The following is a 21,678-nucleotide window of genomic DNA, read 5'->3' as shown; positions in this document are numbered from 1 at the left end:
CTCAATAACCTATCATTCGATAGGGATAATCAACTTGTTGGGTTGATAGCTGATAGTTGATAGCTTTATAAGATTGAGGAATGCGATCGCATCGTCTTATCCTGCTTCTCCTCGTCACTCATGCGGCAATCAGATAGCAAGTCTTGGGAGATTGATGTTTCAGGCTAATTACTCAAGCAGTTCCTGTCGGTACACCTACCAGATACAAGCCAGGTGCGATAGCGGGGCGTTACTCCGTTCGCATCCGTCTGGTACACAACACCAGAACATCAAACGCCCACAAGGTTATAACCTACCGGATTGGTATTCGTTTGGAAATATCTCCCCCTCGATCAACAACAATGGCAACGTTGCCTTTAAGGTTCTAGGTGCTTGGAATCAAGCAATTTGGTACGGAACTGAGCGCACAGGGCGTTTGGTGTATGTTGCACCGAAAGGCACAATGTTGAGCAAAGTATCTTTAAACAATCATGAATGTTTAGTCTGGGAACAATTGCGATCGCGTCAGAACGGAATCTGGATGTATGAGGCAGTGAATAGTGAAGCGACTCACTTAACCGCTGGTCCAATCGGTAGCTGTGCCTGCACATCCCCAACACTAAATGATTCTGGCGCAGTCGGATTCCGAGCTAAATTTGCGGATTCCTATGGGTTCGCTGCCTATAGTGCTACGCCATCCACGACGATATCAGTTCTTGCACTGATGAGTAACCTGGATTCATCAAGCATCTATTCCTTCTTATTTCTTCCTGCTTTTAACAACAAGGGACAAATCGCGGCAAAGGTACGATTGGGTCAACCTGGGGATATTGGCAATGAACGTCCTGACCAAATCCGGATTTTTGACTTAGATGGCGACTCCACACTCGTTGTGTCTAATCAGAGTCATGATACTGACTCAGCGTATCAAAGCTTCGACAACAGCATCGGCTTTAATGACAACGGACAAATTGCCTTTACCGCAACTTTAAGTTCTGGTCAACGCGGCATTTTCCGGATGGATAGCAAAAGAACTGAGGTAATCGCGATCGAAGGGGATGGGCAAATCTCACAGATTGAACGCTTCCCACCGAGACTGAATAACAATGGTCTGACCGTTTTCCGTGCTTTTGATACTGAGGGTTTACGTGCAATCTGGGCGGGTGATGGCACAAGACTGCGGAAAGTTGTTACTCAGGGCGAAATTGTTCCTACAGACTTAGGTTTCCTACGGCTAGCGCGACCTGATAATGGGCCTGTGTTTAGTGGCTTACCTGATGTTAATGATCTGGGTGATATTGTCTTTGCTGCCTCATTATCTGACCTAGAGGATGTCAGAATCGGTTTCGGTGCGGGGCTATTTGTTGCACGACAAACATCTATCCCTGTAGTTCCAAGGGATTTAGATAATTTGCGGTACGTGCCGAAGCAAAACTAATACAACAGTTGGGTCATGGCTAAGTTTTGAGTGTTAGAAGCCAAATGACTTTAGACTTGAGATTGGAACTTGCTCTGTCCAGCAGTCATTTCACTATTTCAGCTAGCTGACTTGCGATCGCGTAGGGAGGTTCCATGTTTGAGAAGCCGTCAGCTATCAGCTTTCAGCAGTCAGCATTGAGGCTTGCCACATTTTAGTTCATCGCAGGTTCTTGATACAGCGGCAAACTAATCTTTAATCTGAGTTAATGGGGATTGAATTAATTAACTCATTACTACTGATGCTGGTTCCAGGGTAGCTATCAACCTGACACCAAATTCCTCTTCAAAGACACCTTTCTTGTAATCCAAACTCCAGAGTTCCAATGCACAGTCATCACCTGGATGAGATGGCTGTAGTCCCAAGTGCAATTCTTGAGTATCTGGATGGAACTCACAGCGCACTCGCTCAATTGCACCAATCTGTCGTCGGTCGAGAGCAACGGCTAAGCGTAAGATTGCACTAAGCTGACTAACTAACTGACGGTGCTTTTTACTCGGCAGGTTGCTGTAGTTTGAGTGCTTTTTCTTGGGGGTACTTTGACGGTGGTAACGCGCCAAGTTAGCGATCACTTCAATTTCAGATTCTGCAAAGCCGAGAAGTTCACCGTTGCGAATTAGGTAATAGGAATGCTTGTGGTGTGCAGAATGACTGATATACAAACCACAATTGTGTAAAATTGCAGCAGCCCAAAGGAGTTCGCGGGTGTCTGTATCCCAGTTGTGGAGGTGTCCTGTGGTTTGGTCGAATAAGCTGAGGGCAAAGGTGGCAACTCGCTGAGAGTATTCTAGGTTAACTTGATATTTCTGAGCAATTTTGAGGACACTACGTTCGCGTACTGAGCCTTGATAGCGCAGTCGATCTTCAATTAAACCGTGGGAGAGCATCCAGTCAACGATTACCCCTTCCCGGAGTGCGCGTTCCCCAATCATCAACGACTCAATGCCCAAGAGTGTCATTGCTTCCAATAAAATTAGTGCCCCAGCAACAATGATTTCCGATCGCCGATCTGACATTCCTGGAATTGCCGCACGTTCAGCATAATTCATCGCTGCCAAGCGCTTGACGATTTCCCTAATATCTCTACGACTGAGTTGGTAGCCATTGAGAGGATTTGGCACCATGCCCAGTTTCTCCTTAGCATGAATGGTTGCTAGCGTCTCAATCGTGCCAGATGTCCCGACTAAGCGAGGTTGTTCACCTGGTTGTATGTGAACTCGCACCTCCTCAACGGGTCGCTCTAGCATTCCTCGGATATAAGCTTGCAGGTATTGAAACTCGGTGCTACTGATTGGGTCAGTGGTGATGAATTCCGCTGTGAGGCGAACTGCTCCCACTTTAGTGCTGCTGAGGGTACGAGGTTCGTGACTATCCCCCAAAATTAATTCCGTAGAACCGCCACCGATGTCAATAATGATGTGAGGGTGGTTGTTGAATTCCATGCCTGAGAGGACACCCAGGTAAATCCGCCGCGCTTCTTCTTGACCAGAAATTAGGTTGACAAATAACCCTAGTTCTGAATCTATCCGCTTGATAAAGTCTCGCCCATTTGGGGCTTCTCGCGCCGCGCTGGTTGCCACAGCGACAATTTGTTCAGCATTGAAGCTTTTTGCGAGTTTCTGACAGCGTTGCAAAGCCTTGAGTGCCCTTTCCATCGCTTCCGGAGTCAAATCGCCTGTACGTGGGTCGCGATCGCCTAAACGTACTGTATCTTTCTCCTTAGCAATAATCGTAAACGTTGGCAGCACTGGGTCAACCCGCACAACCACCATGTGAATAGAATTTGTCCCAATATCAATAGCGGCAATAATGCGGTCTTGCTTTGCAGTAGCAGTAGAAATATTCACAGTACTCTCTTTGGCAACGGAATTAAACATGACTAATGTATCCCCAGTGACATCCCTAGCCTAGACTCTACGGATAACGATATCTTTAAAGGGGATTTAGTAAATAAGCACTCTCGCCTATTGTCCAGTCCTAAATTATAGAAAGCGGCTCTAGAAAAACTGAGGAGCTTGCTACACCCTATTAAACAAACCTGTCATTACAATCTATTATTCCTTTCATGTTGACCCAGCAACAACCAAACCCTGCACCTACATGGCTAACTGTTATTCAACTTTTGCGATGGGACAAGCCAGCAGGTCGTCTGATTTTGATGATTCCCGCCTTGTGGGCAGTCTTTTTAGCCGCTAACGGTACGCCACCTGCGCCACTAGTGGGCGTGATTATCCTGGGGACTTTAGCAACCAGCGCGGCAGGTTGTGTGATTAATGACCTATGGGATAAAGATATCGACCCGCAAGTAGAACGAACACGTGATCGCCCTCTTGCCTCCCGTGCCCTCTCTGTCAAAATCGGCGTTATTCTTGCCTTAATCGCAATGGGTTGCGCGGGTGTGCTTGCTCTATATCTCAACCCGTTTACCTTCTGGCTTTGCGTTGCTGCTGTGCCAGTCATCGTTTTCTACCCATCAGCAAAGCGGGTGTTTCCTGTACCTCAGTTAGTGCTGTCTATTGCTTGGGGGTTTGGTGTCCTGATCAGTTGGAGTGCTGTCACGGGCAATTTAGAACCTGCTACTTGGTGGCTTTGGGGGGCAACAGTGCTTTGGACATTAGGGTTTGATACAGTCTACGCAATGTCAGACCGTGAGGATGATCGGAAAATTGGCGTTCGTTCCAGTGCGCTATTCTTTGGGGATTATGCGGCTGAGGCTGTGGGTATCTTCTTTGCAGCTACAGCTGGTTTACTGGTAAGACTGGGTATCGTGATGCAATTACAACCCAGCTTTTGGTTAGCACTAGGTATCGCTACCCTCGGTTGGGCTTGGCAATATATTCGACTACGCCAGCCAGATCTTCCACGACCCGTTTATGGTGAGATTTTCTGCCAAAATGTTTGGATTGGCTTTGTTGTACTAGTTGGGATGATTGCTGGGTTGGTTTTGTGATTTGAATTTGACCGATGAGCAAAACAATAATTGGGGTTATGGGGCCAGGCGCTAGTGCATCCGAGACTGAGTGTGCCAATGCCTATGAATTGGGCAAACTAATTGCTCAAGAAGGATGGGTTCTCCTGACAGGAGGCAGGAATGTTGGTGTCATGGACGCGGCGAATACAGGGGCAAAAGCGGCAAATGGTCTAACAGTAGGTATTTTGCCAACTGCTGACGCTAGTGGTATCTCTAATGCGATCGATATCCCGATTTTCACAGACATGGGCAATGCCCGGAACAATATCAACGTCCTTTCCAGTGATGTTGTGATTGCCTGTGGCATGGGGGCAGGTACAGCGTCTGAAGTCGCACTCGCTATCAAGGCAAATAAACCTGTCGTTTTGTTGACTGACCATCCAGAAGGTCAACGCTTTTTTTCCAGCCTCTCAACTACCGCCGTATTACTTGCTGAAACACCAGTTGCTGCTATTGAAATTGTCAAAAATTTCTTGAAAAGCCAACTCTAGGGATTAATTTCGAGGTGAAATCTTGTAGGAAACCTGCAACTACCAATAACAGGAACCGCGTCGTCAAAATAGAAACTTTTGGCAGCGTTTCAAATAAAATTGAGCCACTGTATCTTTTGGGTTAATCCGTAGACAGTCTTTAAACTGGTGGACTGCCTCATTAAAAGAAGCCAGATTGTAGAGCAGCAGACCTTTTTCAAATTTTTGTTTAGTCGCTAGCTTGCCTTCTCGAACTTCTAGAGGGTCAGCATCAAATATCTCATAGACACTAACAGCGGCTGATTTTCCTTTAACTTTCAACCGATCAATAATTCGGAAATTGTATTGGTTTGAGTCTTGTAATTGCAAAAAAGTATGATGAGAAATTAATAATGATACACCGTAGTTTTTAGTCAACTCTTCCATCCGAGACGCTAAATTAACGGCATCACCAATCACCGTACTATCCATTCGGGATTTTCCCCCGACTGTCCCCAGCATCAAAGAACCTGTATTAATACCAATACCAATTTGTAGCGGGACATAACCTTGTTTAGCACGATGCTGATTGTATTCTGTCAGCGTTTGCAGCATTGCAATTCCAGCTTTAACCGCACTATCAGCACCGCCACTAAACAATGCCATAATTTCATCGCCAATATATTTATCAATGAAACCTTTATTTTCAATAATCGCTGGTTCCATACGAGATAAATAAGCATTAATAAATTTAAAATTTTCTTGGGGAGTCATGCTCTCAGAGAGCATGGTAAAATCGCGGATATCAGAGAAGAGAATCGACATCTCTTTCTGCACCTGATCGCCGAATTGGACATCGACTATGCTTTCTTTATTCAACAGTTGAAGAAATTGACGAGGCACAAAGCGTTCATAAGCTTCGTTGAGTGCAAAGAGTTCATGGGTAAAGTTTTGACTCTCAGCCTCTGCCCGTTTACGTTCAGTAATATCTTGAAAGGCAATGATTGAATAGATAACGTTTCCCTTGTCATCAAAGATTGGTGTTCCCCAACTCTCGATTGGGATAACCTTATCACCTCTATGGATTTCTAGATTATCAGCCGTTGCATTTTCGCCCTTTAATGCCCTCATTCCAGGAAGTTGGTCACTAGGATACAGTGTGTTAGTTCCTGCAACATAGATTTGAAAAGCCTCCGGCAATTCTTCCGCCGAGACGAACGGTTCCCTATCCTGGCAAAGTAACTGCTGCGCCATCTGATTGCCATAATAGGGTTTGCCGTTAGCATCCAGGACACCGACACCGACAGGCATAGCTTCCAGAAATTTCTTCAGCTTCTTCTCACCTTTGCAAGCCACATCCTGAGCGCTGTTGTATAGTAAATCTTCTACAGCATCGCCATGTTCAGTGGCTGTTTCTAATAAGATTTCTAGATCAGCTTTGTCTCTAGTAATATCTGTCACCAGCGACTGAAGTTCGGAGGCTAAAGCCTGGAGTACAGCTTGAGCACGTTGGCGTTCAGTAATTTCGGCTTGTAGTTGTTGGTTTGACTGATGCAACTGAGCTTCAATTGTGTCAGCATGAGCAGTTGTCGTCTCTAGCAAAATCTCCAAATCAGTTTTGTCCTGCTTTAGGTCTTTTACTTCCTGACGCAGCCTTTCGATTTCTAAAATAAGCTGTTGCGTTGATACTTGTTGTGCCTGCATCGTCATCGTCTTAAGGTTTATACCTTGACAAAAACTATATTGTGTAAAAGACCTGTATAACGATGCACCTTGGATCACTACGCGAATTCCAGTTGCAAAGAAGGCATTAGTCGTTGCAAGTTCTTCAAAGACTTCCCTTGCCAGGGGATGTTTTTAGAGCCTTGCAACACCATTTGAATATTTCCTTGCTGACGAACCTTGATTACGAACTTTGAGAGTACGTTAATCCCTGAACTGTTGAGAAACTCTAGCTCTCTTAAGTCTAGAGTAATCCTTGGAGGCTCTTGGTCAGCGAGATTATTCAATAACTTCACGATTGGCGCATATTCTTCTGTCCCGCTTAAGCGGAGTGAACCCTGGCAGATCACTATTTTGCTATCTGGGTCGTAGCAGATGCGGTAATCTTCAGTCTTAATCTCCATCATCCCAAAGCTCTTTGCATAGTCTTAGTTGTTTTCGTAACCTATAGGGTCAACTGCACCATCGTCGTTACAGCGATCGCATCTGGATCGTTTTGGACACTCTCGAACTTCCAGCCTAGCTTGGCTTGATAATCGTTCATCATGGTCAGAAGTCCTAATTGAGAAGCGTGTTCATGCTCGTCTTCTGCATTTTCTTCCAGATGACGAATATACAACTCGTCAGGGTCAGAGGTTGTTAACTCCTGGATGTAGTTCTGAAACGTCGCGATCTCTTTGGGATTGACACTGTTAGTTGCGAGAAACACAAGTCTGTCACTATGCATTTGAAGAGTCAAGCTAATCGGGTGGTCTGAGGTTTCGTCACTAAACTTCATGGCATTCTCTAACAACTCATTGCCAATAAAGCTAACAGCGCTCTTTACTTCTCTTTGGATGTTATCTTCAGTCGTCGCCCCCTCATTTCCCGGAAAAAACGTCGCAAAGTAGTCAGCCATAAAATCAGCCGACAACCCATTGGTTCTCCAACGCTGCTTAACTGGCACAGAACTAGGCGAAAAGAAAAGCGTCAAGTATTCCTGAACAACAGGCAGATCCTCATGGAAGTCCCCAAATATCTGAGTCATGTCGATAGTATGTATTCCCTTGGACTTGGTATCACTTGTTAATTGCAACTCACGAATAACGAATGACTACTTCTGTTTGATTACTAGCAAAGTGATGTCATCGTAGACCTTTTCCTCACCGATATGCTGTCGAACATCCTCAACAACAGCTTGCCTAATTTCCTCGGTTGACCGATACCAGTTGTCGCCTAGCACCTCGCAAAACCGCTCAACCCCGTATAGCACCCCTGAGTAATTCTCGGCTTCTGTAATTCCATCCGTGTATAGAACTACCACGTCTCCTGGGTTCAACTGTACTTGAGTATTAGCGACGAAATCGGTAATATCGGCTTCTAAACCAATGGGAAAGCCTAAATCTATTGTGTCAAACCGTTCTACCTGACCACCAGAGCGCACGACAATCATCTCCTCGTGTTGACCGCTCAAGCGCAGGGTACCCTCGTGGTAGTCCAATAAGGAGAGGGTAAGATTTTTATCTGAATTCATTCGCTGCACGTTGTCGTAAATCACCCGATTTAGCACATTCAAGAATTTAGTAGGGTCAGTTTCATTGCTCGCTAGTAGGGTACGCACTGCCGTTTGTACCATAATCATCAATACGCCACTCTCTAAACCGTGTCCGGTTACATCTCCAATACCAATTTTTACTAAACCGTTGTGAGTCAGAACGTCGTAATAGTCGCCTCCTACCTCTTGTGCTGGCTCCATAAAACCAGCAATCTCCAGTTCGGGAATTGACTGGAGTTCCTCCTGTTTCGGTAATATCATCTGTTGTAGCTGGCGCGTTATCTCCAGTTCCGCCTTCATCCGCAGATTTTCAGACTTGAGGCGCTGGTTGAGGAGTGTTATTTCCTGGTTGGCTTCGTTGAGTTCGGCTGTCCGTTCTAGGACGCGCCCTTCTAGCTCCTCATTTGCCTTTTCTAATGCAGTAAAGGACTCGCGTAACTTTTGAGCCATGTGATTGAACGCCTGAGCCAGAACTCTGAGTTCCTTGACACTATTCGTTTCTACTTTTTGTTCTAATTCTGGACGAGCAAGATCTGAGGTAGCGGCTTGCTTCGCTAATGTCCAAGAGGCATTGCTCAAACGCCAAATCGGCTGAGTAATTGAACGGGCAGTAAGAATGCCCAGTATGATTGCCAAAATTAAAGCGGCTAGACAAAGGAGAATTGTAGAGCGGGTATTGGTATTGATACGCTCCATGAAATCTGATTCTGGGACTACCACTACAATCAACCAGTCAAGACTTGAACCACTTTGGAAGGGTAGCACTTGTACAAATTGCCTCTGTCCTTCTAGGACAAAGTTGAGTTGTTGGCTGTTACGAATTTGGCTGAAGTCACCGAATTCTTTCACCAAGTACTGTGCAGTGGAGCGAATCAAGATTTCTTTGCTGTCTGTGGCTCTCAACCGTTTCGCCTTACCCTCTACTATGAGAAATGGCTGCTCCGTAGTGGAACTTCCGATTAAATCTCCGGAACGCTCGACAATGAAGGTCTGTCCCGATCGCGAAATTTTCAGACTTTGAAGGAAATGACTGATTTGTGAGAGGGTTTGTTCGCCTAGAAGTACCCCCTTAAACCTACCTGTCTTGTCGTAGAACGGATAGGTGGCACTGATATCAAGCCTGCGATCGCTGAAAGATACGCTAACTTCATCCCAAGCAGGGCTGCCTAGTTGTACGGCGGTTCGATACCAAGACCGAACCCTAGCATCGTAGTTGGGTCTGTTGAATAGCAATTTAGTGCGATCGCCTCGGTTGTCTACAGCATATCTCCGCATAGCGCCACCCGTAGACTCGTTCGCTACGACGATGTATTGCTCAAGACCGTTAGCCCCAACGAATTCTCCCCGCTCGTTGGCGAACGCAATCGTAGCCATTTCAGGGAACAATTCGGTCTGTGCCCAAAAGTAGCGCTCCAGGCTCTTTGAATCTTCTAAATTCAACAGACCCTGCCTGACAGCATTAGCATTAATTTGATTGATCAGATGGGGTGTCGCCATGTAGGTTTTAAGATGCTGATAGATGCGGGCAGCGATTTCAAGGCGTAACTGGGTGGCTAGGTCGTTGACTGCCTGCTGACCGTTTCGTAAGGAAAGATACCCCGTTAAGCCCACCGCTGCAAAGATTTGGAGGACGAACGGTACAACAAGTATCAAACGCAGTGACGGTCTTTTAGAAGAAACTAAGCGGTTTAGAACGTTAATTAACATGATCGGGCGATCGCTCCTAAGCTACCTGTTGCTGTTTAAGCATCGGCAAAATGATACCGTCGTCGATATTTTGCCCCCCGATTGCTGCTTTGCCTCGTTGGTTACAGTTTTGGAACTTACCCATAGCACCCTTGTCTAAGCCGGAGCTTGTGAGGCGATTAAAGAAATGGTGCAGCTTAGATAGCCTTGCATTATGTTAATCAGGCGTAAGTCCTAAGGGTTCGTATAAGAATAACTAGACTAACATGGCGGCTCGATTCCAAAAACCGAAACAAGTAGTTGTTTCGGTGAATTGACACTCATACCCCGGAAAAAGGGAAGCAAACTTTTGACAGAACTTCTGAATGACGAGATTAGGAATTGATGAAATAGCCCTAATCAAAATAAAAGGAAATTTCTGTGCAATATTAATAGACAAGCGAGAAGTCTAAACTCATCGGGATAATAGAGGGAAGGACACCTGAAGAAATTAGTAAAGTGTCGAAGAAATCGGGAAAGAGGTCTTAGAGAAAATAGAATAATTAACTATAGACTTGTGAAATATTACAAAAGTTTAGTCATAGGAATCATGCCAAACACTCAAGCCGTATTAAAAAAAATAGATTCTTCCACTAAACTAGAACCGACGATTAGCGTTTAGTTCACATTTTGGGAAAATTGCTTGAGACGATAACCTAGACCATGAACAGTTTCTATAAAATCATCAGGCGCACTTACTGCTCTGAGTTTTTTGCGTAAGCTCTTGATATGAGCTTTGACTGTATCTTCCTCTGGAGGATTGTCAAGTGACCAGATGTGTTCAATGATGACACTGCGGCTGAGTATCCGCCGTTCATTGCGTAAAAGGAGTTCCAAAAGACTATATTCTTTGCCAGTCAATCGCAGAGATTGGTTTTTATAGCTAACTTCGTAGGTAGCTGGATCAAGATGCAAGTCACCCCACTTTAGCGTTGGTGATAATGAAGTACTTCCCCGTCGTAGCAAAGCTCGAATCCGAGCGAGTAATTCTTCTAAATCAACAGGCTTGACCATATAGTCATCAGCGCCAGCATCCAAGCAGCTAACTTTATCGGATGTTGTGTCATGGGCAGTTGCCATCAAGATTGGCATTTGGTAGCCATGAGAGCGTACCCGCTTGCACAAATCAATGCCACCCAGCTTAGGGAGTGTCATATCTAGCACAATCAAGTCATAGTCAAGGTTTTTGATTTGCCCCCAAGCAGTTTCTCCATCTGTAGCGACATCAACTACATAACGCTGATCGGCGATCGCATCGGCTAGTACCTCAGCGAGACTAGGCTCATCCTCTACTAAAAGAATCCTCATAAAAGCTAACTACAATATTTTAGAGTTGGTGCCAGTGCGATCGTATCAAGCACATAAGCTTAACGCAGTACTGATGCTTCCCGTTGGAAAACTTGGTGAACGGCTGATTGTAATTATTTAGCCAGTGCATTACCTGCTTTGAGAAGCATCACACAGCTTGGCGCATGGGTGATCTTGCTATCCATCACCATTTGTACTGCTACATCTAAGGGCATACGAACTCTTTCGATTGTTTCTGTTCCTTCTTGATGTGTTTGTGTAAATGTTAACTGCTTCACCAGAAATAGATACACAGGACAATGAACGATTGATGTATCTAAATCAAAGATTCCTAAATTGCTCCATTCCTCGGCTTTGATTCCAATTTCTTCTTGAACTTCACGTTGTGCCGCTTCTAGCGGAGGTTCATCCTCCTCAATCGCACCGCACACGACTTCGATGCTTTCTTTCCCAAGAGCATAGCGAAATTGCCGAGTAAGATACACGGTTGCATCGCTATCTATCGGCAGAATAGCAACACCAGGTTTCATTGTAACGGTGGAATACATACCGGGTTGCCCGTCAGGTTGAACAACCTGGTCTTCACGGACATTGATAAATGAATTTTGATACTTTCGACGCTTTTCTTGTATCGTCCAAGGACCGTACTGTTCTGCCATGAGCTGTTCCCTTGCTATAACGTAAACAAGGCTATCCTCAAGTCAAGCTAAGGTACATGTGTCTGAGGTAGGGGAATCCAGTAAAGGGTCATCGTGCAGTCTGTTTGCAGCAAACTGACAAGAAGCGATCGCACAGTAAATCGTAAAGTGCTAACGCTCTACACTCTAGGGAGTTGCAAAGTGTACTTCGTTACTGCGGTACTTGCACAAGTCGAGCGATGTCTTCCCCTAAGCGGTTAAAGTGATTAGGGTTGAGAGTAAGCAAAGTATTCACCTCAGCTTTGACCGCAGCTTGTGCAATCAAGGCATCATAGATACCACCGCCTGTTAGGTTTAAATTCACCATTTGGGCAACTACCATCTGGTAGTCCTCAGTAGACCTCTTGCAAAAGTCGTCGCTGGGGTACTATGGGGTCTGAACAAAAGCGATCGCTAGCCGTTAATCATAAGTTCTCCTTATTCCTATGTTCGCTGAGTCGAAGTTCGTAATTGTACAGCCCAGCTATCAGATTAAACCTTAAACCAAATCTTTTTCGGCGATTTCTATAACGGTCAGCTAAAATTCTAAATATTTTCAGTCTTCGGTTAATATGTTCTCCAATTACTCGGTTTCTAGCTAATTCCCTGTTTCTCTTTTTATCTGAGGAACTTAACTCCCCTTTTCTTGGCTTCTTTTTGGGAACTTGACTGTTGGCATGAATTTTTTGAATTCCCTGATATCCTTTGTCTGCCAAGCATTCAATAGTTTGGCTTAAAGGAATTTGGCTCTGCTTAAACAAGCGGAAATCATGCATTTTTCCCTTACCATGCTCTGTACAGATAATTTCCCCTGTTTCTTGATTCACTATAACTTGAGACTTCAGAGTATGCTTTTTCTTCTTACCACTATAGAATTGCTTCTGTTTTTTTTAGGACGTTCAATAGGGCTTTCTGTCACATCAATGACAACGGCATTGATTAAAGAATCTGATTGATAAAGATACTTCTTTCCTGGCAAAGTAAAAACTCTTGCATCACTTAAAACTTTTTCAACTTTCCGGATAAAACGACCAAGCCGTAGATTCCGTCACTCCCCAAGATTGACCTATATGAAAATAGGTTCGATATTCTCGCCAATACTCCAATGTCATCAACACTTGGTCTTCCAGGCTGATTTTTCCAGGTCGTCCAGTCTTCTTCTTTTGTTGGCTGTATTGCTGGACTATTTCCACCATGTGTTGAAAAGTTTCTACTTTGACACCCCAAAAGCGTTTGAATTCTCCTGGCTTGAGATGTTGAGCTTGTTCGTGTTTCATCAACTTTTATTATGAATTAGACCTGGTGATCGCAAAAAACGGGTGAGTGATCGCCTTTGTTCAGACCCTATAGTACCCCAGTGATGACTTTTGCAAGAGGTCTAGTAGTCAGGGAAATGACCTCAAATCTCTCTAAGTTTTCTGTAATCAGTCTTTGTGCAAGTTCAGGAGAAATGCGTGGTCTGACAGGAAGACGGGTCAAAACTGAGTAGACTTCAGCTAGAGTATGAGTGGCGATGAATCCTTGAATTTGCTCGGTTTGGGCTTGTTGAAGCCAGGGCAGACAGACAGTGTGTCGGGGATGACTTACTTCAAATGCAGCGACTATCACTGAAGTATCAAACAGGGTTCTCACTGCTAGCAATAAATTCCGTAATTCGTTCTTCCCGTAGATCTTCGAGTGCTGTCTCTAAATTATCTATTGGCTCTGACTCAACGACTAACGCCGTGCCGGAATAATAAACTTTAGAGTCTTGGGGCAAAGGCTCCAGAATCAGTTTACCGTCTTGGATTACTAAGGTGAACTGAGTCGTGTTGGTCAGTCCGAGTTGTTCTCGTATCTCTTTGGGAATGAGAAGACGACCAAATTGGTCAAGGGAAAGTACATCCATTTTCAGTAGGGTGCTTTGGGTCGCATACTATTTTGTATTTTGCCTTTTTATAAGGCGTTCACCCATAAGTTAATGTTTTTCAGGGTTCTATCGAGTGCTGCTTCCTAACTAGACTTGTAAAAATGGTATTGAACACACTGGTAACTGACAGTTTTACATAAGGTAGTATATGGCGCGGAAAACCATACCCTCAAGTATCGAAATAGAAGTGCTTACTCAAAGCGCAAGAAGATGTTGCATTTGCTTTGGCTTATATCACAAATTTGATGTAGTAAAAGGACAAATAGCTCATCTTGATCAGGACAATACAAACAACAAGCTAGATAACCTCGCTTTCCTTTGTTTGGATTGCCATGATGAGTATGATTCTAAAACTTCTCAAAGTAAAGGTTTAATGCAGCAAGAAGTAAAACGATACAGAAAATTACTATACCAAGAAATAAGTAGCTTGCGTAATAGGCGAAGAACTCAAGCTGAAGGGTTAATAGCTGATGAATATAAAGAAGTAGCAAGTCAAACAATGGAGAGACAGCAAGCCTCATCACCCTCTGAGACATTGAATCAAGATACACTCAAGCAAGTAAGCTCATCCAATCAACCTGATTCTCTAAGTTCAGAACTTGGCAAAGACTACAGAAGCTTACGCGATTTATTAGTGGAGAATAACTGGCAGGCAGCCGATAGGGAAACTATGAGTTTGATGCGTGAAGTGTTTGGCAAAGAGGATATTAAAAATTTTCCAATCGTTGATTTACAAACTATCGACGGTCTTTGGCTAAAATACAGTAATAATAGGTTTGGATTTAGTGTACAGAGACGTGTGTTGGAATATACATTCCGTGATAGCAAAGTGACTCCAGAAACTTGCCTTTCTGACTATGAAATGCTCAAGTGCCTCGAAGACTATTCTGATCGATTCAGCGAACGTTGGCGTATATTTGGGGAGAACTTGGGTTGGTATAACCAAGATCAATGGATTATGGTTATTGATTATAGCCATAATGTAGTCAACAAGCCTGAAGGTTATTTGCCTCTTCTAGGAGTAGCACCTCAATTGCGGCTCGTTCAAACAAAGCGTAGTATGGTGCATTGGTGGTGGGTTCTTCTACTACGCCTTAAGCCTTGGAAATTATAGAGTTTTGGAGCCGTATCCAGAGTTAAGCCTTAGCATTGTAGATTGGAAGTTACTCACCTTACAGTTTCAAAGCAGGGGAAGAGATTCTCGCCCTTAATGTCTCATAGTTGTAGACACTCCCTAAATATCAAGAATTACCATTGCTGTCCAACCGTCATCCGTTTTTTCTAATTGGAAACGGTGTAACGTAACAGCTTTGACATCTACCCGTTGTTCGTGTCTTTCTAAGTCAAGCGTTTCTCCCTGAGTCACTGCACTGAGATGATATTCTCCGTTCTTCTCCTCAATCTGAACCTGCTGCGCTCGAAGTAGAAGTAGTTCACTATCCTTGTAGTAGACGAATTCTTGCAGAAAATTGAACAGCAGCATATCTAGCTCATCATTTTCCAAGGTGAAAGTGCGCGTTTCTTTAAGTGCGAGCGCATCTAGATTATCAATCATCACATTAATCGTTGCATCACCTGCCGCTATGAAAAGCTCCTCTAAATCCTTTCCCCAAGCGTGAAAAGCAATATCAGCAGTGGCAATATCTTCGAGAAACTCATAAGGCATAGAACTATTGCTCACACGTTTTTAACTGACTAATAATTTCTTCTTTGCGATTGCTCAACTGTTTGCCAATAAAAACTAACTCCGTTCCTTCTTGTTCAAATCGCTCCAAATCCCAGCGTCCAGCTACGAAATTAAACAAATAGGTACCTGAATCAAACTGGATAAAACCTTTTGCCCGATACACCTCTGTCTCAAGACTATCAGCAAATCCCTCAAAACATTCTGGATTGAAGGTAGCTTCCGAAGTATAGCTGAATGATTCAAATTCGGGTTGGTGAACGTGATGAGGCGGTTTTTCAACTCGCTCTCTTGCAATGCCAAATAGCAAATCTGTATCCACTTGACCCCGTTGGGTGTGCAAAATTGAGGCGACTTCATTAAACGAGTGCAACTTCTCTTCTATCGCTTTTAACTCGCTTTCCGACACCAAATCAACTTTGTTTAAGAGGATAGTGTCTGCTCCTTCAATTTGTAGCCGAGTTGTGTGTCCCACAGACGGATATTTCACCATTGCATCTGCATCAATAACTGTCACAACTCCATCCAGTCGCACCTTTGGTAAACTCTCTTGAATATCGAATACCAGCGCATCTGGCTCTGCAACTCCAGTTGTCTCCACCACAATGTAATCTGGGTCAACGGTATTAATAATTTCCTCGACAGCCGCTTCAAACTCACCCAGCAGCGAACAGCATACGCAACCCCCACCGAGGTCTGCCATCTCGACATTTTTCCCGGCAATGATTTTACTGTCGATCGCAATTTCGCCAAATTCGTTCATCAGAATAGCGATTTTGCTGGAAACCGTATTGAGGATGTGACGTAGTAGTGTCGTCTTTCCGCTTCCAAGCGGCCCAGTAATAACTGTGAGTGGTGTGCGTACTTGCATACTCTACCCCTTAACATTTCCGATTGGAGTCAGCCGAACAACCCGTTTGCTAATTCCAGCTAACTCAGCCGCTTCAATGACATCCTCAATATCTTTGTACGCGCCACCCGCTTCCTCCGCCAGTCCAGGCTTTGAGGTACTGCGGACATAGATGCCTTTACGCAGCATATCCCTTTGGAGTTGGTCTCCCTGCCAGGTTTTCCGCGCCTTTGTTCGACTCATCGTTCGTCCGCTACCATGAGCAGTGCTGAAGAACGTCTGGTCGCCAGTCGGTACGCCAACCAATAAGTAAGATCCAGTTTCCATACTGCCGCCAATGATAACTGGCTGACCAATTTCTTTGTACCGCTCCGGCACATCTGCCATCCCTGGTCCGAAAGCACGAGTTGCACCCTTACGATGGACAAGAAGCGATCGCTCTTTCCCATCAACGATGTGACGCTCTAACTTAGCGGTATTATGGGCTACGTCGTAAACCATGTGCATACCCAAGTCTTCCGCAGAACTTCCAAATATCTCAGAAAACACCTCACGGATGCGGTGCAAAATGACTTGACGATTGACATAAGACATATTGATGCCGCACTTCATCGCCGCAAAGTAGGCTTGACCCTCAGGAGAGTTGAGAGGCGCACAGGCAAGTTCCCGATCTAAAATCTTGATGCCGTACTTGCTCTCCATCACTTTTAGAAAAACTTGCAGATAGTCAGTTGCTACCTGATGACCAAATCCGCGACTGCCACAGTGGAACATCACCACCACTTGATCTGGGCGAGTAATTCCTAAAGTCTCGGCTAAATCACGATCAAAAATGTGTTCCTTTCGAGCTACTTGAATCTCAAGGTAGTGGTTACCAGAACCCAGAGTACCGATTTGGTTAAAACCTCGATCAATTGCCTTTTCACTAATCTTTGAAGCATCGGCACCCTTCATGCAGCCGTTTTCTTCAATGAGTTCCAAATCTTCTTCCCAACCATAGCCATTGTCGATGCACCAACGAGCGCCTTTCTCGACAACCTGCCGAAACTCTTCCCGCGAAATCTTCACAAAGCCACTGCTCCCCACTCCAGCAGGAACCCTTTGGTAGAGTTTATCTACCAGCTTTTTGATATGGGGTTTAACATCTTTATAGGTCAGGTTGGTAACTAGTAGACGCATTCCACAATTAATATCAAAACCGATGCCACCAGGGGAAATTACACCGCCTTGGTCTACATCCATCGCCGCCACTCCACCAATGGGAAACCCATAGCCGAAGTGTCCATCAGGCATACATAAGGCGTACTTTGTTATCCCTGGAAGCGTTGCTACGTTGGTCACTTGGTCATAAACGGCTTCGTCTAATTCCTGAATTATCTTCTCTGTTCCATATATCCGGGCAGGAACGCGCATACCCTCTTTGTAGGAAACAGGGATTTCCCAAACCGTGTCAGAAATTCGTTTTAAATTTTTCATCATCACCATTGGCTCTACTCCCATTCACGTTCTATATCTACTGTCTTTTCAAAGCATTTCTGCAACGGAAGGTCACTCTAGAGCTGGTTTAATACGACCGTAAGAGTAGAGAAACAGACCAAAGAGAATCGCAAAGCTTAGGTCAATGACACCTGGAATTAAATAAAATGGGTGAAGGCTGCGTACCAAGGTGTGATAAGCCAAGACAATAAAGACTGAAGATTGCGCGAGAATTCCCAGTTTGACAATGCCGTGATTGTGCGAGATATCATTACCAACCCACCAATAGCCAAGCCCAATAACAAATACCAACACGAGAAATAGGTGCAAGTATTCAGGATTGGTAAGAGGTGGCTGACCAAGCCACTCGCGAATCCATGAATCGGTAAGTAGCAAAGCTATAGACTCTACCCAATTGATCACAGCCTTGAGTAGAAAGATATACTTCCACGTCATTGGATTGCTCATAGTTGCACAAAATGTGAAAAGATATTCGCTGAAAATATTTCGTTGATGGATGATCAATCAAGTACTAGCTATTTTTTTAGCTATTGACTTGAGGTTTAGTTAGCTTACTGTTGCGTGAGTGGAATCAGCTATCTCTGTTTGTAACTGACTTTTAGCCGTTTTGAATTCAGTAGCAAGTTGATTTTGCTGCTCCTCGCTGAAGTTGTCTCTAATTATGGTAAAGATATCTTTTTCTTCTTGATTAATGTGATTTCTCGTTGCCGTTCTTAACTGTTCAATTTTTGTTTTGAATTCAGATGAAGTAGGAGATAGAGGTTTAATTTCATCTAACATCTCCATCACTTCATCAGTTTGCTTGTATATTTCTTGTGTGTGTTCGTAATAGGGTCGAACTGCTGGATAGAGAACTTGTTCCTCGGCTGTACCATGGACTTTGATATCTTTGTAGAGTTGTCCAAAGTACTCTTGAATTTTTTGAGGGTCGTCAGCCCCTAAAATTTCCGCGAATAATGTATCAGCTTTGGTATGATCCATGCGGAGAAGGTTGCGGATACTCATCTCATCATCAGTGCGCGTTATTACACTACCCGCTACACCTGTTAAAGCAGCAACAGCATCTTGAACTCGTCCCCACAGTCCTTGCTTTGGTTCTTGTCCTGTCAGTTCACGAACTCCCAAAATTTCAAGAACGCCTTTGAGTTGTTCTTGATGAGCGCGGTTTTCAAAGTTAACTGTATTTAAAGGAGTAATCGCTGCTTCAATATCAGCACCAACAACTTGAGCTGCTTTGTGGATTAGTAGTCCAGCCATCGCCTGCCTATGCTTGAGTAATTCATGCTGAAATACTTTTTCAAACAGAGTTAGTTCAGAACTTCCCATAAGTTTCTGGACTTCCTCGATTAGCTTCTGGGTTGTTTCCTTAACCTCTCCCTTGACACCGTACTGAATGATTACAGTATCGAGAACGCCTAGGTTTTTCTGGTCATCTTCGAGCATATCCTGTAGGCGCTTGCGAATATCCTCATCACTGCAATTCTGAATGAATTGCTGCTCATTGTTAATCAACAGATTTTGTAGTGCTTTCATATCTGCCAATTTTGTTGCAATGGCAAGCCGCTTGGTGTCATCAAGAGTCGATACCATTTTTTACTCTCCTCTAGCAATCACAAATTTCTCAGAATCTATGAAAATTCTGAGCAGGCTTTTTACACAAATTTCCTATAGTTTCGAGCCTAACGTTACGGCTTTGCCTAAACCTCTCTCTAAAGGAGCGGTCTAGGGTTTGTCAACTCAGGCTAGAGCCAGCGTGAAGAGAACCTGCCTTCTACTTTCTCCTTTAGTTCTCTACAGCTAACTAGTTTTGGGAAAAAGGAAAAAGGGAAAAGGTATGTATGAATTGACCTTTCCCCTTTGGGTGAGCAGTTGTTGTAAATTAAAAGCGTGATCGCTTATACCACTTTGGATTTTGGATTAGTGGACAACTCCGCTAGATGGCAGCAGCTTAATGAATCTCGAAAAGCGACCACCAATCATTATCATCTCGCCCTGCAAAACCTGTAACTTCCTGCTGACTTGCCGTCCAATTAGGATGGGAGTACCCGAAGTGAGAGTGCAGAGCATGATTGGTATTAACGTGAATCAGCCTCATTCGCCGATTCGTATCCCAAGCTCCACCACCTTCGATTTCAACTCGCCAGTTATCATTGTCATCGCCAAAGCCGTTGTCACCGAAACAGGTAACTTCTTGCTGACCCGTTACTGGGGAAGGGATTCCGCCATGACTGTGTAAGTTTCTCCCAGTTAACCCATGCTGCAAGCGAATAATGTCACCATTTTGAACGGGTTGCCCTGCCCTATGGTTGTCAGGTTGCCCATGCGCTCCTTTAATAATCCAGAGATCGTTATCATCCGCCCCCTCATAGGCTGTTACCTGTTGCTGACCAGATGTACGGGAGTGACCGTAATTGAGTGGGTGTGAGTGAAGGGTTCTAGCTGTTGCAAGATGACGCAGCTTGATTTTATTTCCGAAGGTTGCGATCGCACCTGAAGTACCTGGCGCTAATTGGCTAACACGATAGCGAACCGTGTAATTCCAAGTAGACCATCCCAAAGCCCCACCGAGGTTACGTCCGCTAAAGTTCCACTCTTTGATTTCTGTGCCAGGAACTCCTACTGGGATGTCTATTGTTGTTTGACCGAGCTTATCATCTTTGTCAAGCTGGGCAAAGAACCCAACGACTCGCACCGCTCCTCGCAGAATTGCGGCGGCTACTTTTGCGGGGTCTGGGTTTTGACTGCTACCTGGACCCTGCGGTATCTGTGGGTCACGGGGGAGTTGCTCAATTTCTCCTGCGATCGCATCAGTTAACTGAGTAACCCACTCACCATGCTTAGCCCAGTCTCTGGCTGCATCTTCATCAAAGGCTTGTAGACCAATATGAACACTTCTGTTCTCTGGTACATCAGCATCAAACATGACACTGCGATCAGCAGCAAATGAACGAGTTTGGTTGTCATTAATCCACAGTCGATTGGTTAGTACAGGTTGCGTTTGTCTTCCGTCCGACACACCACCAACTAGATATAATGTGTCGGCCCCAGTAACATCCTCTGTATCGCGGCAATATACTTCTACTAACTCGATCCGAACTCGCATAAATTTCTCCTGAGGTTAAGTCAAGAATTGATGACTTCATAAGCTCCAGTAGAAGGTGTTGTGGCTCCGGACGGAACTTTCCAATTTACACCAGAAAAGGAACTGGCACACAATCTAATTGACGAAGAAAAATTCAGGTATAAATATTCAAAACTTTGGGTTTTTGTTCATAGGAATAAAGCAAAAAATGTCTTCACCCGATCGGGTGATACAGTTGGGTGAAGTGCAACAGCCTATTCACGCTTTAGTATTTAAACGGTTTATAAATCAAGACAACCAGGCACCAAAGCCTTCTTGGCTGTTTAGATGGGTTTTCATGTTGATAAGGGACAGTCTTTTTGAAATAGGAAAAGTAGGAGTGAATTTTGTTTTTTATTTTCTCCTTTCCTAAGTTAAAAACTATGACTTCCAGTCAATTGAAAACCATTGTAGGAAAACGATTGTCTACTTCCATTGGCATAAGTTGCCATAGCTCAAGAGATAAGTGTAGGCAGCACTAATTATTTGACTTTTGGCAAAAACTTTGATGATACACTACGAACTCAAACCACTTAACCTTGGCTATCGTCTTACAGTCTGGGAGTCTGCCCCAATAACACCCAGCCGTGTGGAGCCTTTCCACTTTAAATTAAACTTCACAATTGTTTCTCTAAAAGAAGCGCAGAATATCCTAAACCTAATTCCAGGAGAAAAGGCAAATGCCTTGAGTCCTAGTAGTAGTGAGTGAGATTATGTCTGTTTGCTCACGTTGTACTATGTAAGAACTTAAAGGGTTACTCTCAGATTCCCTGCC

At 44.3% G+C, this 21,678-nt stretch carries 21 protein-coding genes and 1 pseudogene; 5 read left to right on the top strand and 17 right to left on the bottom strand.

Translation table 11 applies throughout. The features are described 5' to 3' along the window. Positions 1 to 154 precede the first annotated feature (154 nt). Positions 155 to 1,417, top strand: coding sequence for a choice-of-anchor tandem repeat NxxGxxAF-containing protein (locus tag H6F98_RS14855; RefSeq protein ID WP_192219474.1), 1,263 nt, complete (start codon positions 155 to 157; stop codon positions 1,415 to 1,417). Between the two features lie 263 nt (positions 1,418 to 1,680). Here the strand turns inward: H6F98_RS14855 and H6F98_RS14850 are convergent, their stop codons facing one another. Then, the gene (locus tag H6F98_RS14850; RefSeq protein ID WP_192219473.1) at positions 1,681 to 3,333 is read right to left on the bottom strand and encodes a Ppx/GppA phosphatase family protein; all 1,653 of its coding nucleotides are present in this window, start codon (positions 3,331 to 3,333) and stop codon (positions 1,681 to 1,683) included. 188 nt (positions 3,334 to 3,521) lie between these two features. Here H6F98_RS14850 and H6F98_RS14845 point away from each other — a divergent pair, with 188 nt between their 5' ends. Together H6F98_RS14845 and H6F98_RS14840 are read left to right on the top strand one after the other, a co-directional pair. Next, positions 3,522 to 4,406, top strand: coding sequence for a 4-hydroxybenzoate solanesyltransferase (locus H6F98_RS14845; protein ID WP_277927581.1), 885 nt, complete (start codon positions 3,522 to 3,524; stop codon positions 4,404 to 4,406). A 14-nt stretch (positions 4,407 to 4,420) separates the two neighbouring features. Next, on the top strand, positions 4,421 to 4,918 hold the full coding sequence (locus H6F98_RS14840) for a cytochrome (protein WP_192219472.1): 498 nt from the start codon (positions 4,421 to 4,423) through the stop codon (positions 4,916 to 4,918). Positions 4,919 to 4,981: 63 nt separating this feature from the next. Here the strand turns inward: H6F98_RS14840 and H6F98_RS14835 are convergent, their stop codons facing one another. The 10 genes and pseudogenes from H6F98_RS14835 to H6F98_RS14790 form a co-directional block, all read right to left on the bottom strand. After that, positions 4,982 to 6,580 carry an adenylate/guanylate cyclase domain-containing protein gene (locus H6F98_RS14835; protein WP_242058538.1) on the bottom strand — a complete coding sequence of 533 codons (1,599 nt, stop codon included), beginning with the start codon at positions 6,578 to 6,580 and terminating at the stop codon, positions 4,982 to 4,984. A gap of 77 nt (positions 6,581 to 6,657) precedes the next feature. After that, complete coding sequence (locus H6F98_RS14830; RefSeq protein ID WP_192219536.1) at positions 6,658 to 7,002, bottom strand: slr1659 superfamily regulator; 345 nt, start codon at positions 7,000 to 7,002, stop codon at positions 6,658 to 6,660. A 41-nt stretch (positions 7,003 to 7,043) separates the two neighbouring features. Then, entirely contained in the window at positions 7,044 to 7,625 is a 582-nt protein-coding gene (locus H6F98_RS14825) for a DUF6272 family protein (protein ID WP_192219470.1), read from the bottom strand. A gap of 66 nt (positions 7,626 to 7,691) precedes the next feature. Then, positions 7,692 to 9,839 (bottom strand): SpoIIE family protein phosphatase, encoded by a 2,148-nt coding sequence (locus H6F98_RS14820; RefSeq protein WP_192219469.1) that lies wholly within the window; start codon positions 9,837 to 9,839, stop codon positions 7,692 to 7,694. Between the two features lie 636 nt (positions 9,840 to 10,475). After that, complete coding sequence (locus tag H6F98_RS14815; protein WP_192219468.1) at positions 10,476 to 11,165, bottom strand: response regulator transcription factor; 690 nt, start codon at positions 11,163 to 11,165, stop codon at positions 10,476 to 10,478. 113 nt (positions 11,166 to 11,278) lie between these two features. Next, on the bottom strand, positions 11,279 to 11,824 hold the full coding sequence (locus H6F98_RS14810; RefSeq protein ID WP_192219467.1) for an NUDIX domain-containing protein: 546 nt from the start codon (positions 11,822 to 11,824) through the stop codon (positions 11,279 to 11,281). A gap of 190 nt (positions 11,825 to 12,014) precedes the next feature. Further along, the gene (locus H6F98_RS14805) at positions 12,015 to 12,185 is read right to left on the bottom strand and encodes a hypothetical protein (protein WP_192219466.1); all 171 of its coding nucleotides are present in this window, start codon (positions 12,183 to 12,185) and stop codon (positions 12,015 to 12,017) included. An 82-nt stretch (positions 12,186 to 12,267) separates the two neighbouring features. Beyond that, a pseudogene (locus H6F98_RS14800) lies at positions 12,268 to 13,119 on the bottom strand (IS5 family transposase). Between the two features lie 67 nt (positions 13,120 to 13,186). Next, positions 13,187 to 13,474, bottom strand: a complete 288-nt coding sequence (locus H6F98_RS14795; protein ID WP_192219465.1) for a PIN domain-containing protein — start codon at positions 13,472 to 13,474, stop codon at positions 13,187 to 13,189. Then, on the bottom strand, positions 13,458 to 13,730 hold the full coding sequence (locus H6F98_RS14790; protein ID WP_192219464.1) for an AbrB/MazE/SpoVT family DNA-binding domain-containing protein: 273 nt from the start codon (positions 13,728 to 13,730) through the stop codon (positions 13,458 to 13,460). Before H6F98_RS14790 ends, H6F98_RS14795 begins: the two co-directional genes overlap by 17 nt. A 169-nt stretch (positions 13,731 to 13,899) precedes the next feature. Between H6F98_RS14790 and H6F98_RS14785 the strand changes: the two genes are divergently transcribed. Further along, complete coding sequence (locus H6F98_RS14785) at positions 13,900 to 14,865, top strand: GUN4 domain-containing protein (protein ID WP_192219463.1); 966 nt, start codon at positions 13,900 to 13,902, stop codon at positions 14,863 to 14,865. Between the two features lie 120 nt (positions 14,866 to 14,985). Here H6F98_RS14785 and H6F98_RS14780 read toward each other — a convergent pair whose 3' ends face one another. The 6 genes from H6F98_RS14780 to H6F98_RS14755 all read right to left on the bottom strand — a co-directional run bounded on the left by H6F98_RS14780 (position 14,986) and on the right by H6F98_RS14755 (position 20,885). Then, positions 14,986 to 15,432: an archease gene (locus tag H6F98_RS14780; protein ID WP_313929878.1), complete on the bottom strand. Its 447-nt coding sequence runs from the start codon at positions 15,430 to 15,432 to the stop codon at positions 14,986 to 14,988. Continuing rightward, a complete protein-coding gene (locus tag H6F98_RS14775; RefSeq protein WP_192219462.1) occupies positions 15,422 to 16,306 on the bottom strand; it encodes a GTP-binding protein in 885 nt (294 codons plus the stop codon). Before H6F98_RS14775 ends, H6F98_RS14780 begins: the two co-directional genes overlap by 11 nt. Positions 16,307 to 16,309: 3 nt before the next feature. Beyond that, entirely contained in the window at positions 16,310 to 17,785 is a 1,476-nt protein-coding gene (locus H6F98_RS14770) for an RtcB family protein (RefSeq protein WP_242058537.1), read from the bottom strand. Positions 17,786 to 17,833: 48 nt separating this feature from the next. Further along, the gene (locus H6F98_RS14765; protein WP_242058536.1) at positions 17,834 to 18,217 is read right to left on the bottom strand and encodes a hypothetical protein; all 384 of its coding nucleotides are present in this window, start codon (positions 18,215 to 18,217) and stop codon (positions 17,834 to 17,836) included. A 111-nt stretch (positions 18,218 to 18,328) separates the two neighbouring features. Then, positions 18,329 to 19,372 carry a hemerythrin domain-containing protein gene (locus tag H6F98_RS14760; protein ID WP_192219460.1) on the bottom strand — a complete coding sequence of 348 codons (1,044 nt, stop codon included), beginning with the start codon at positions 19,370 to 19,372 and terminating at the stop codon, positions 18,329 to 18,331. 358 nt (positions 19,373 to 19,730) lie between these two features. Continuing rightward, positions 19,731 to 20,885, bottom strand: coding sequence for an MIR domain-containing protein (locus H6F98_RS14755; protein WP_192219459.1), 1,155 nt, complete (start codon positions 20,883 to 20,885; stop codon positions 19,731 to 19,733). Positions 20,886 to 21,411: 526 nt separating this feature from the next. Between H6F98_RS14755 and H6F98_RS14750 the strand changes: the two genes are divergently transcribed. After that, on the top strand, positions 21,412 to 21,612 hold the full coding sequence (locus tag H6F98_RS14750; protein WP_192219458.1) for a hypothetical protein: 201 nt from the start codon (positions 21,412 to 21,414) through the stop codon (positions 21,610 to 21,612). The last annotated feature ends 66 nt before the right edge of the window (positions 21,613 to 21,678 follow it).

The organism is Microcoleus sp. FACHB-SPT15, assembly GCF_014849525.1.
Taxonomy (GTDB): Bacteria; Cyanobacteriota; Cyanobacteriia; order Cyanobacteriales; family Coleofasciculaceae; genus Symplocastrum; species Symplocastrum torsivum.
Note: the sequence above shows the minus strand (reverse complement) of the source record. Positions and strands in the feature narration are given on the sequence as shown.

Coding starts and splice junctions, on each gene's coding strand:
- H6F98_RS14855 (WP_192219474.1), top strand. CDS start 155: ATGTTTCAGGCTAATTACTCAAGCAGTTCCTGTCGGTACACCTACCAG.
- H6F98_RS14850 (WP_192219473.1), bottom strand. CDS start 3,333: ATGTTTAATTCCGTTGCCAAAGAGAGTACTGTGAATATTTCTACTGCT.
- H6F98_RS14845 (WP_277927581.1), top strand. CDS start 3,522: ATGTTGACCCAGCAACAACCAAACCCTGCACCTACATGGCTAACTGTT.
- H6F98_RS14840 (WP_192219472.1), top strand. CDS start 4,421: ATGAGCAAAACAATAATTGGGGTTATGGGGCCAGGCGCTAGTGCATCC.
- H6F98_RS14835 (WP_242058538.1), bottom strand. CDS start 6,580: ATGCAGGCACAACAAGTATCAACGCAACAGCTTATTTTAGAAATCGAA.
- H6F98_RS14830 (WP_192219536.1), bottom strand. CDS start 7,002: ATGGAGATTAAGACTGAAGATTACCGCATCTGCTACGACCCAGATAGC.
- H6F98_RS14825 (WP_192219470.1), bottom strand. CDS start 7,625: ATGACTCAGATATTTGGGGACTTCCATGAGGATCTGCCTGTTGTTCAG.
- H6F98_RS14820 (WP_192219469.1), bottom strand. CDS start 9,839: ATGTTAATTAACGTTCTAAACCGCTTAGTTTCTTCTAAAAGACCGTCA.
- H6F98_RS14815 (WP_192219468.1), bottom strand. CDS start 11,165: ATGAGGATTCTTTTAGTAGAGGATGAGCCTAGTCTCGCTGAGGTACTA.
- H6F98_RS14810 (WP_192219467.1), bottom strand. CDS start 11,824: ATGGCAGAACAGTACGGTCCTTGGACGATACAAGAAAAGCGTCGAAAG.
- H6F98_RS14805 (WP_192219466.1), bottom strand. CDS start 12,185: ATGGTAGTTGCCCAAATGGTGAATTTAAACCTAACAGGCGGTGGTATC.
- H6F98_RS14790 (WP_192219464.1), bottom strand. CDS start 13,730: ATGGATGTACTTTCCCTTGACCAATTTGGTCGTCTTCTCATTCCCAAA.
- H6F98_RS14785 (WP_192219463.1), top strand. CDS start 13,900: ATGGCGCGGAAAACCATACCCTCAAGTATCGAAATAGAAGTGCTTACT.
- H6F98_RS14775 (WP_192219462.1), bottom strand. CDS start 16,306: ATGCAAGTACGCACACCACTCACAGTTATTACTGGGCCGCTTGGAAGC.
- H6F98_RS14770 (WP_242058537.1), bottom strand. CDS start 17,785: ATGGGAGTAGAGCCAATGGTGATGATGAAAAATTTAAAACGAATTTCT.
- H6F98_RS14765 (WP_242058536.1), bottom strand. CDS start 18,217: ATGACGTGGAAGTATATCTTTCTACTCAAGGCTGTGATCAATTGGGTA.
- H6F98_RS14760 (WP_192219460.1), bottom strand. CDS start 19,372: ATGGTATCGACTCTTGATGACACCAAGCGGCTTGCCATTGCAACAAAA.
- H6F98_RS14755 (WP_192219459.1), bottom strand. CDS start 20,885: ATGCGAGTTCGGATCGAGTTAGTAGAAGTATATTGCCGCGATACAGAG.
- H6F98_RS14750 (WP_192219458.1), top strand. CDS start 21,412: ATGATACACTACGAACTCAAACCACTTAACCTTGGCTATCGTCTTACA.